Source organism: Mesorhizobium sp. B283B1A (assembly GCF_020165735.1).
In the GTDB taxonomy this organism is placed as follows: domain Bacteria; phylum Pseudomonadota; class Alphaproteobacteria; order Rhizobiales; family Rhizobiaceae; genus Mesorhizobium; species Mesorhizobium opportunistum.
Map to the genome: position 1 here is coordinate 18,843 of NZ_JAIUIQ010000064.1, position 9,836 is coordinate 28,678.

The following is a 9,836-nucleotide window of genomic DNA, read 5'->3' on the forward strand; positions in this document are numbered from 1 at the left end:
ATACCGAAACGATCTTGAGACTTGAATAAAGAAGACTTGGAATAAAAATGAGCGAAGACCTTTCGAGAAAGAGACTGGGCCGTGGGCTGGCAGCACTGATCGGCGAAATCGACCGGCCGGCCGCACCCGAGAAACCTGGTATGAGCGCCGACGGCAAGGTGCCGATCGAGTTCATCAGCCCGAACCCGAAAAATCCGCGCCGGCATTTTGGCGATGCCGAGCTGACCGATCTCGCCCAGTCGATCCGCGAACATGGCGTGGTGCAGCCGGTGGTGGCGCGGCCGTCGCCGACCCAGGCTGGCCGCTACGAGATCATCGCCGGCGAGCGGCGCTGGCGGGCGGCGCAGCGCGCCGGTCTGACGGAGATCCCGGTCATCATCCGCGAGGTCAACGACCGCACCGCGCTCGAGCTGGCGATCATCGAGAACGTCCAGCGCGCCGACCTCAACGCGGTCGAGGAAGCGCAGGGCTATCAGCAACTGATCGACGAGCATGGCTACACCCAGGCCGACCTCGGCAATGTCATCGGCAAGAGCCGCAGCCACGTCGCCAACACGCTGCGGCTGTTGAAGCTGCCGGATGTGATCCGCGACATGCTGGTCGATGGCGCGCTGTCGGCGGGCCATGCCCGCACCCTGGTGACGGCGGAGGATCCGGCCGGTCTCGCCAAGCGAATCGTCGAGGAAGGCCTGTCGGTGCGCCAGGCCGAGGCGCTGGCGCAGATGCCGGCCGGCCCCGCCCCGGCCAAGCCGAAGCAGCCGCAGGGCGCGCCGGAAAAGGACGCCGACACGCTGGCGCTGGAAAAGCTGATGACCGACACGCTCGGCATGATCGTGGCCATCGATCACAAGGGCAAGGGCGGCGAGTTGCGGGTTTCGTATCGGTCGCTGGAGCAGCTGGACGAGCTGTGCCGCCGGTTGAAGCAGGAGCGGTAGTTAGTCGGCGAATTACCTTCGGGATTCGGCGTGGGCTGGCGACGCCAGCCCTTCTCTTTTTCAGCGTCGATGATTGGCGAAATCGGCGAGGCTGCCAATCTCCCTCGTTGAGGGGGAGATGGCCGGCAGGCCAGAGGGGGGTCGTCTCCATCAAGCGCCGGCGTCCTGCTGAAGGGGAAGAAGAGGTCGGCGTCCGGTCGTGCCGACCCCCTCTGTCGCTTTCGGCGACATCTCCCCCTCGATGGGGGAGATTAGCCGCGCTGCCCCAGCCTCGCGCTCTCCACCGCAATCCCCAGCAACGCCTGTCTTGCCAGCGCCACCGAAAGATCCGGCCGCCGGCGCGTCTGCAATACTGCCGTCTGCAACCGGGTCAATGCACGGCCAAGCGCGTCGCTGCTCCAGCGCTCCAGCGCCTTCTCGACCAGCTTGCGCCGCGAGAAGAAAACCGGCGGGCGGGCGCCGGCGACGACCGAGGCCGCGTTGCGACCGCCTTGCTCCATCTGGCCACGCATCACCTGGATCTGCTGCAGCTGGCGCATGGCCGAGGACAGCACCAGGAAAGGCTGTCCGCCGGACTGGCAGTGGCGGGTGAAGGCGGTGTCGAAGTCGCCGACCTTGCCTTCGAGCAGCGCGTCAACCGCGTCGTCGAACGAAGCGCCCGACACGTCGCCGGACATGGCGCGGACCTCTTCGAGCCCGATTTCCTTCTGGCCATGGGCGTAAAGAATAAGCTTCTCGATCTCGCCGCGCGAGGCCAGCCGGTCGCCGCCGAGATTGCGGCGCAGCGCCTGCCTCGCCTCCAGCGTCATCGACATGCCGGCCTTGCGCAGCTCGTCATCGATGACCGTGTCGATGTCGCGCGCCTCATCGGAATAGCAGGGAAGCGCCATGGCAATGTCGGCGGCCTCGACCACGGCGCGCAGCCCGACGCCTTTCTTCAGATCGCCGGCCTCGATGAGGATGATCGCGTCACGCGCGGGCTCCGCCGCCAGCGCCTTGACATCGTCGGCCAGCGCCTTCTGGCCGCTGGCGTTGCGAACCCAGAGCAGGCGGCGGTCGGAAAACATCGGCACGGTGCGGGCCTCGTCGAGCAGCCGGCCCTCGTCGCGATCGACCTCCGAACCCTCGAGCCGGACCACCGAGAAGGGATCGTCGAGCGGCAGGCCGGTCTTTGCGGCAAAGGCCTTCGCGCGCTCGGAGACGAGGCCGCGATCGGGGCCGTAAAGCAGGACGATCGAGACGCGCGGATCAGGCCGCGCGAGCCAGGTATCGACCTCGAAAGCTTTCTTCTGTGCCATGAAGGGTGGGTTAGCATGATGCGGGGGCCGAGTGAACGGCCTTCGGTGCGGCTGCTCCTTTCCTTCTCCCCTTGCGGGAGAAGGTGGATCGGCGCGCAGCGCCGAGACGGATGAGGGGTGTTCCAGCGAAGTGAGGCGTTGGCGTTCCCTGGAGCACCCCTCATCCGTCGCCTTCGGCGACACCTTCTCCCGCAAGGGGAGAAGGGGAGACCGCGCGAGCTTGCCGGCCAATCGCCTTATCTTCCGACAAACCCCGCCCAAGCTTGCGCCAAATTGCGCACCGCCGCCCAACATCGACAAGAAATTTCGCGGACATATCTACATCTTGTCTACATCTTGTGCGCGGGAGGCTGGATCGGCCGGCGTGGCCGGTCCGATGCGCGAGGCCTGCCCAAGCGAATTCGCACTGGTCTGGCGGCGCGGATGTGCAAATATCGGCACTAGGCAACATTGGAGGACAAAGGTCATGACCGATGCTGGGATGTTGCGGTTCCATGTTCCCGAGCCGGAAGTGCGGCCGGGCGGTACGCCTGATTTCTCCAATGTGACCATTGCATCGGCCGGTTCGGTGCCGCGCCCCGATATCGACGTCGATCCGCGCAGCATCCGCGACATGGCCTTCTCAATCATCCGCGTGCTGAACCGCGATGGCGAAGCGGTCGGGCCGTGGGCCGGGCTGCTCACCAATGAGGAGCTGCTTGAGGGCCTGCGTCACATGATGACGCTCAGGACCTTCGACGCGCGCATGCAGATGGCGCAGCGGCAGGGCAAGACGTCCTTCTACATGCAGCATCTCGGCGAAGAGGCGGTGAGCTGCGCCTTCCGCAAGGCGCTATCGCCGGGCGACATGAACTTCCCGACCTATCGGCAGGCCGGCCTGCTCATCGCCGACGGCTATCCAATGGTCACCATGATGAACCAGATCTATTCCAACGAGGCCGATCCTCTGAAGGGCCGGCAATTGCCGATCATGTATTCCTCGAAGGAGCACGGCTTCTTCTCGATCTCCGGCAATCTGGCGACGCAGTATATCCAGGCGGTCGGCTGGGCGATGGCTTCGGCGATCTCGAACGATTCCAAGATCGCCGCCGCCTGGATCGGCGACGGCTCGACGGCGGAGTCCGACTTCCACTCCGCACTGGTGTTCGCCTCCACCTACAAGGCGCCGGTCGTGCTCAATGTGGTCAACAACCAGTGGGCGATCTCGACCTTCCAGGGCATTGCGCGCGGCGGCTCGGGCACCTTTGCCGCGCGCGGCCTCGGCTTCGGTATCCCGTCGCTGCGCGTCGACGGCAACGACTATCTCGCCGTCCATGCCGTGGCCAAATGGGCGGCGGAGCGGGCGCGCGGCAATCTTGGGCCGACGCTGGTCGAATATGTCACCTACCGCGCCGGAGCCCATTCGAGCTCGGACGATCCTTCCGCCTATAGGCCGAAGACCGAATCCGACGCGTGGCCGCTCGGCGACCCGATCGTGCGGCTGAAGAACCACCTGATCCGGCTCGGTGTCTGGTCGGATGAACGGCACGCGCAGGCCGAGGCGGAAATCCTCGACACGGTGATCGCGGCGCAGAAGGAGGCCGAAAGCCACGGCACGCTGCATGCCGGCGGCAAGCCGTCGACGCGCGACATGTTCGAAGGGCTCTACGCCGAAATGCCGCCGCATCTCCGGCGCCAGCGCCAGCAGGCGGGGGTCTGAAGTCATGCCAAGGCGGACCATGATCGAGGCGATCCGTGATGCCATGGATGTGTCGATGGGGCGCGACGACAAGGTCGTCGTATTCGGCGAGGACGTCGGCTTCTTCGGCGGCGTCTTCCGGTGTACGCAGGGCCTGCAGGCCAAATACGGCAAGAGCCGCTGCTTCGACGCGCCAATCAACGAATCCGGCATTGTCGGCTCGGCCATCGGCATGGCCGCGTATGGGCTGAAGCCATGCGTGGAAATACAGTTTGCCGACTACATGTATCCGGCTTACGACCAGCTGACCCAGGAAGCTGCCAGACTGCGCTATCGCTCGAATGGCGACTTCACCTGCCCGATCGTGGTGCGCATGCCGACCGGCGGCGGCATTTTCGGCGGCCAGACGCACAGCCAGAGTCCGGAAGCGCTGTTCACCCATGTGTCCGGCCTGAAGACGGTGGTGCCGTCCAACCCGCATGACGCCAAGGGGCTGCTGATCGCGGCGATCGAGGATCCCGATCCGGTGATCTTCCTCGAGCCGAAGCGGCTCTACAACGGCCCCTTCGACGGCCATCACGACCGGCCGGTGACGCCGTGGTCGAAGCATGAGCTCGGCGAGGTCGCCGACGGCCATTATACCGTGCCGCTCGGCAAGGCGGCGATCCGCAGGGCGGGCTCGGCGGTCACGGTGCTCGCCTACGGCACCATGGTCTATGTCGCGCAGGCGGCGGCCGAGGAGACCGGCATCGATGCCGAGATCATCGACCTGAGGACGCTCTTGCCGCTCGATCTCGACACGATCGTGGCCTCGGTCAAGAAGACCGGGCGCTGCGTCATCGTGCATGAAGCGACGCTGACCTCCGGCTTCGGCGCCGAGCTGTCGGCGCTGGTGCAGGAAAACTGCTTCTACCATCTGGAAGCGCCGGTGGCCCGCGTCGCCGGCTGGGACACGCCCTATCCGCATGCGCAGGAATGGGACTATTTCCCCGGACCGGTGCGGGTCGGCCGAGCCCTTATTGAAACGATGGGAGCTTAGGATGGGCGAACACATCATCAAGCTGCCCGATGTCGGCGAGGGCGTCGCCGAGGCCGAACTTGTCGAATGGCATGTCAAGGTCGGCGACATCGTGCGCGAGGACACCGTGCTCGCCGCCGTCATGACCGACAAGGCGACGGTCGAGATTCCATCGCCCGTCGATGGCAAGATACTGTGGCTGGGCGCCGAGATCGGCGACACGGTGGCGATCGGTTCTCCGATCGTGCGGCTGCAAGTGGCAGGCGAGGGCAATGTGAGGCCGCAGGGCGGCGCCAACGTCGAGCCGGTGGCCGCCGAGCCTCCGGCAAAGCTTCCGACGCCGAAGCCCGAGAGCGCCGCGCCGACCACGAAAGCTCAGTCGAAGGCCAGTGTTCCGGAGGCGAAACCCGCCGCGGCCGCATCAAAAAGTTCAGCAAAGATATCCGTCTCCGGCGCGCCGCGTCCGGAAGGTGAAAAGCCGTTGGCATCGCCAGCTGTTCGCCTGCGCGCGAAAGAGGCCGGCATCGATCTCAGGCAGGTCGCGGGAACAGGCCCGGCCGGCCGCATCGGCCATGAGGACATCGAGGCGTTCCTGACGCGCGGGGCGCAGGTCGCCAAGGCATCGGGCCTCTCCCGCAACGACGCGGTCGAGGACATCAAGGTGGTGGGCTTGCGGCGCAAGATCGCCGAGAAGATGTCGCTGTCCAAGTCGCGCATCCCGCACATCACCTATGTCGAGGAGATCGACGTCACCGCGCTGGAGGAATTGCGCGCCGCGCTCAACAAGGAGAAGCGTTCCGCCAAGGGGGCGGCGGAGAGGCCCAAGCTGACGCTGCTGCCATTCCTGATGCGGGCGATGGTCAAGGCGATATCGGAGCAGCCCCAGCTCAATTCGCTGTTCGACGACGAGGCCGGCATCATCCACCAGCATGGCGGCATCCACATCGGCATCGCCGCGCAGACGCCGTCGGGCCTGGTGGTGCCGGTGGTCAAGCATGCCGAGGCGCGCGACATCTGGGATTGCGGCGCCGAGGTCGTCAGGCTTGCCGAAGCGGCCAAGTCGGGTACTGCGAGCCGCGACGAGTTGTCCGGCTCGACCATAACCATCACCTCATTGGGCGCCATGGGCGGCGTCGTGACGACGCCGGTCATCAACCATCCCGAAGTGGCGATCATCGGCGTCAACAAGATGATGGTGCGGCCGGTGTGGGACGGCACCCAGTTCATCCCGCGCAAGATGATGAACCTGTCGTCGAGCTTCGACCATCGGGTGATCGACGGCTGGGACGCGGCGGTGTTCATCCAGCGGATCAAGGCGCTGCTGGAAACGCCAGCGCTGATTTTCGTGGATTGAGGGGGATGTTGATCGCGAAGCACGAAGCGTCGGGATCCAGGCTCCCCCTTCTCCCCTTGTGGGAGAAGGTGGCGCCGAAGGCGACGGATGAGGGATGTTCCAGGGAACGCAGACGTCTCACTTCGCTGAAACGCCAACGCCTCACTCCGCTGGAACACCCCTCATCCGTCTCGGCGCTAAAGCGCCGATCCACCTTCTCCCACAAGGGGAGAAGGGAAGGCGCGCCGTGGCGTTCGCCGAAAGGACAGCCAAGATGAAAGAAATCTCCTGCAAGCTGCTCGTCATCGGCGCCGGTCCGGGCGGCTATGTCTCAGCCATCCGTGCCGGTCAGCTCGGCGTCGATACGGTGATCGTCGAGGCCGGCAAGCCGGGCGGCACCTGTCTCAATGTCGGCTGCATTCCGTCGAAGGCGCTGATCCATGCGGCGGAAGAGTTCGAGAAGGTCGCGCACATGGCCGGCGGTAAGAGCCCGCTCGGTATTTCGGTCGCCACGCCTACGCTTGACCTCGGCAAAACCGTCGCCTGGAAGGACGGCATTGTGAGCCGGCTCAACAGCGGCGTTGCCGGCCTGCTCAAGAAGGCCGGCGTGAAGACCGTGCATGGCTGGGCGACATTCCGTGACGGCAAGACGGTCGCGGTCGAGACCGAGACCGGCGTACAGGTGATCCGCGCCGAGGCGATCGTCATCGCGACGGGCTCGGCGCCGGTCGAATTGCCGTTCCTGCCTTTCGGCGGGCCGGTGATTTCATCGACCGAAGCGCTGGCTTTAAGCGAGGTGCCGAAGAGGCTCGCGGTGGTCGGCGGCGGTTATATCGGGCTGGAACTCGGCATGGCCTTTGCCAAGATGGGCGCGGCGGTGACCGTGGTCGAGGCCTTGCCGCGCGTGCTGGCGCAGTATGATGCCGAACTCACCCGGCCTGTCGTGAAACGGCTCGCCCAGCTCGGCGTCGAAGTGATGCTGGGCGCCAAGGCCAAGGGCGTCAAAGGCGATGCGCTGCTGGTGGAGACCGCGGACGGCAAGAGCGCCAAAATTGCCGCCGACAAGATCCTGGTCACGGTCGGCCGCAAGCCGGTGACCGAAGGCTGGGGGCTCGACCAGATCGACCTCGACATGGCCGGGAAATTCATCCGCATCGACGACCAGTGCCGCAGCTCGATGCGCGGCATCTTCGCCATCGGCGACGTCACCGGCGAACCGATGCTGGCGCATCGGGCGATGGCGCAAGGCGAAATGGTCGCCGAGATCGTCGCCGGCCACAAGCGCAGCTGGGACAAGCGCTCGATCCCCGCCGTCTGCTTCACCGATCCGGAGCTGGTGACAGCCGGTCTGTCGCCGGAGGAGGCGAAGGCGCTCGGCGGCGAGATCAAGATCGGCCTGTTCCCGTTCGCCGCCAATGGGCGGGCGATGACGAAGATGGGCGAGGATGGGTTCGTTCGCGTCGTCGCGCGCGCCGACAATCATCTGGTGCTCGGCATCCAGGCGGTCGGGCAAGGCGTGTCGGAACTGTCGGCGGCTTTTGGGCTGGCGCTGGAGATGGGCGCGCGGCTGGAGGACATCGCCGGCACGATCCATGCCCATCCGACGCAGGGTGAGGGATTCCAGGAAGCGGCGCTCAAGGCGCTAGGGCACGCGCTGCATATTTGAGGGCACTTCACCCTCCTCCTTGTGGGGAGGGTCGATCCGCGAAGCGGAGCGGGGTGGGGGTCCTCGCCGGCGTCAGCGCTCCGCCCACCCCGTCTCGCAATCTCCGCTTCGCTCCTACTGCGAGCCGACCCTCCCCACAAGGGGGAGGGTGTAAACCTCAGCTCGCTAGCCGGCTCACCATCTCGTGCTGGGCGTAGGCGCGGCCGAAGCGGTTGGCTAGAAATGCGTCCAACGCGATCTCTTCCTGCTTGACGAAGCCGGTTGCCGGCAGGCTGCCGTCGGCCAGCATGTCGAGCACGGCGCAGATGCCGGATGCGGTGGTGATCTGGATGGCGCTGCGCACCACGCTGCCGATCCGCTTCGAATAGATCTTGTTGGCGTAGGTTTCCTGCAGCAGGCGGCCGTTCTTGCGGCCGGAAACGGTGACGAAGACGATCACCACGTCCTGCAGCGTCGCCGGCAGGGCGCTCTCGAAAATGTCCTTCAGCACCTCGCGGCGGTGGCGGAGCCCAAGGTCGTTGAGCAGCGCCTTCATGATCGCGGCGTGGCCGGGATAGCGGATGGTGCGGTAGTTCAGCGTGCGCACCTTGCCCTTCAGCGTCTCGGCCAGCGTGCCGAGCCCGCCCGAGGTGTTGAACGCCTCGTAGGTGACGCCGTCGAGCGAGAACTCCTCGCGCTCCTCCAGCGGCGGCACTTCCACCAGCTCGCCCTCGACGATCGCCTCGCACGGCTCGCAATATTCGTTGATGACGCCGTCGGTGCTCCAGGTGAGATTGTAGTTCAGCGCGTTGGACGGGTATTGCGGCAGCGCGCCGACGCGCATGCGCACGCTTTCCAGCGTGTCGAAGCGGCTGGCGAGATCGTTGGCGACGATCGAGATGAAGCCTGGCGCCAGCCCGCATTGCGGAATGAAGGCGCTCTTGCCCGAGCGCGCCAGCTCCTTGACGCGGCGGGTCGAGACGACGTCTTCAGTCAGGTCGAGATAGTGCACACCGGCACCGGCCGCCGCTTCGGCGATCCGCGTGGTGAGATGGAAGGGTGCCGCGCTCAGCACCGCGAACTTGCCGGCGAGCGCTGCTTCGAGCGTGCCTGTTGCAGCGATGTCGAGTTCGAGCGTCTCGACGCCATCGGGCACTTCGGCCGCTGCGAGCTGCGCCGCCGAGCGGTCGACGAGGGTGACGTGGTACTCGCCCGTTACGGCGAGCATCTCGGCAATGGTCGAGCCGATCTTGCCGGCGCCGACGACAATTATTTTCTTCATGACTGATCCCTCGAACTGATTGTGGGACCAGGATCGCAGCTTGCCTGTCGAAAGGAAGCGTGGAATCTGGCAGAGTGAAACCTATCTTTAGCTGAATTGCCGAAGGGATTCGTCGAAATGCTCAGTGAAGCCGAACAGGCCCTGCTTTCCCTGCTGCGCGCCAACGCCCGCGCCTCGACCGCCGAACTGGCGCGCCAGCTAGGCGTGTCGCGCACCACTGTGCAGAGCCGGATCGAGCGGCTGGAGCAGCGCGGCATCATCGCCGGCTACGGCGTCAAGCTCTCCGCCGACTATGAGCAGGGGCTGGTCAAGGCGCATGTGCTGCTCACCGTGACGCCGAAGCTCGCCAACAAGGTGGTGCGGGCCCTGCAGGCATTGCCGCCTGTCAGGACGCTGCATTCCGTCAGCGGCAATTTCGACATGATCGTCATCGTCGACGCGCCGTCGATCCGCGACCTCGACGCCTTGCTCGACCAGATCGGCGCCATGGACGGTGTCGAGCGGACCTCGTCGTCGATCATCCTGTCGACAAGGATAGATCGGTGAGGGCGATACAGCCGATCTCCCCCCTGTTTGGACCGGGGACATCGCGAACAGGTGTGCGAGGACATCGCGAACAGTTTTGTCACTTATCGTCTGCAGAGGTT

At 65.5% G+C, this 9,836-nt stretch carries 8 protein-coding genes; 6 read left to right on the top strand and 2 right to left on the bottom strand.

The features are described from left to right. The first annotated feature begins 47 nt into the window (after positions 1–47). A complete protein-coding gene (locus tag LB577_RS31105) occupies positions 48–935 on the top strand; it encodes a ParB/RepB/Spo0J family partition protein (protein WP_224690243.1) in 888 nt (295 codons plus the stop codon). A gap of 251 nt (positions 936–1,186) precedes the next feature. On the opposite strand, the gene holA is transcribed toward LB577_RS31105, so the two are convergent. Then, the gene (gene holA, locus LB577_RS31110) at positions 1,187–2,233 is read right to left on the bottom strand and encodes a DNA polymerase III subunit delta (RefSeq protein WP_224690244.1); all 1,047 of its coding nucleotides are present in this window, start codon (positions 2,231–2,233) and stop codon (positions 1,187–1,189) included. Positions 2,234–2,699: 466 nt separating this feature from the next. Here holA and LB577_RS31115 point away from each other — a divergent pair, with 466 nt between their 5' ends. From LB577_RS31115 to lpdA, 4 genes are all read left to right on the top strand, one after another. Next, positions 2,700–3,932 (top strand): 3-methyl-2-oxobutanoate dehydrogenase (2-methylpropanoyl-transferring) subunit alpha, encoded by a 1,233-nt coding sequence (locus tag LB577_RS31115; protein ID WP_224690245.1) that lies wholly within the window; start codon positions 2,700–2,702, stop codon positions 3,930–3,932. A gap of 4 nt (positions 3,933–3,936) precedes the next feature. Beyond that, positions 3,937–4,950 carry an alpha-ketoacid dehydrogenase subunit beta gene (locus LB577_RS31120; RefSeq protein WP_224690246.1) on the top strand — a complete coding sequence of 338 codons (1,014 nt, stop codon included), beginning with the start codon at positions 3,937–3,939 and terminating at the stop codon, positions 4,948–4,950. 1 nt (position 4,951) lies between these two features. Continuing rightward, positions 4,952–6,283 carry a dihydrolipoamide acetyltransferase family protein gene (locus tag LB577_RS31125; RefSeq protein ID WP_224690247.1) on the top strand — a complete coding sequence of 444 codons (1,332 nt, stop codon included), beginning with the start codon at positions 4,952–4,954 and terminating at the stop codon, positions 6,281–6,283. 253 nt (positions 6,284–6,536) lie between these two features. Continuing rightward, positions 6,537–7,928: a dihydrolipoyl dehydrogenase gene (lpdA, locus tag LB577_RS31130; protein WP_224690248.1), complete on the top strand. Its 1,392-nt coding sequence runs from the start codon at positions 6,537–6,539 to the stop codon at positions 7,926–7,928. 157 nt (positions 7,929–8,085) lie between these two features. Here lpdA and LB577_RS31135 read toward each other — a convergent pair whose 3' ends face one another. Next, positions 8,086–9,189 (bottom strand): saccharopine dehydrogenase family protein, encoded by a 1,104-nt coding sequence (locus LB577_RS31135; RefSeq protein ID WP_224690249.1) that lies wholly within the window; start codon positions 9,187–9,189, stop codon positions 8,086–8,088. A gap of 117 nt (positions 9,190–9,306) precedes the next feature. On the opposite strand from LB577_RS31135, the gene LB577_RS31140 reads away from it, so the two are divergent. Then, a complete protein-coding gene (locus tag LB577_RS31140) occupies positions 9,307–9,735 on the top strand; it encodes an Lrp/AsnC family transcriptional regulator (protein ID WP_224690250.1) in 429 nt (142 codons plus the stop codon). Positions 9,736–9,836 lie beyond the last annotated feature (101 nt).

Bases quoted from the DNA above. Each gene is read 5' to 3' on its own strand.
- LB577_RS31105 (WP_224690243.1), top strand. From the start codon at position 48: ATGAGCGAAGACCTTTCGAGAAAGAGACTGGGCCGTGGGCTGGCAGCA.
- holA (WP_224690244.1), bottom strand. From the start codon at position 2,233: ATGGCACAGAAGAAAGCTTTCGAGGTCGATACCTGGCTCGCGCGGCCT.
- LB577_RS31115 (WP_224690245.1), top strand. From the start codon at position 2,700: ATGACCGATGCTGGGATGTTGCGGTTCCATGTTCCCGAGCCGGAAGTG.
- LB577_RS31120 (WP_224690246.1), top strand. From the start codon at position 3,937: ATGCCAAGGCGGACCATGATCGAGGCGATCCGTGATGCCATGGATGTG.
- LB577_RS31125 (WP_224690247.1), top strand. From the start codon at position 4,952: ATGGGCGAACACATCATCAAGCTGCCCGATGTCGGCGAGGGCGTCGCC.
- lpdA (WP_224690248.1), top strand. From the start codon at position 6,537: ATGAAAGAAATCTCCTGCAAGCTGCTCGTCATCGGCGCCGGTCCGGGC.
- LB577_RS31135 (WP_224690249.1), bottom strand. From the start codon at position 9,189: ATGAAGAAAATAATTGTCGTCGGCGCCGGCAAGATCGGCTCGACCATT.
- LB577_RS31140 (WP_224690250.1), top strand. From the start codon at position 9,307: ATGCTCAGTGAAGCCGAACAGGCCCTGCTTTCCCTGCTGCGCGCCAAC.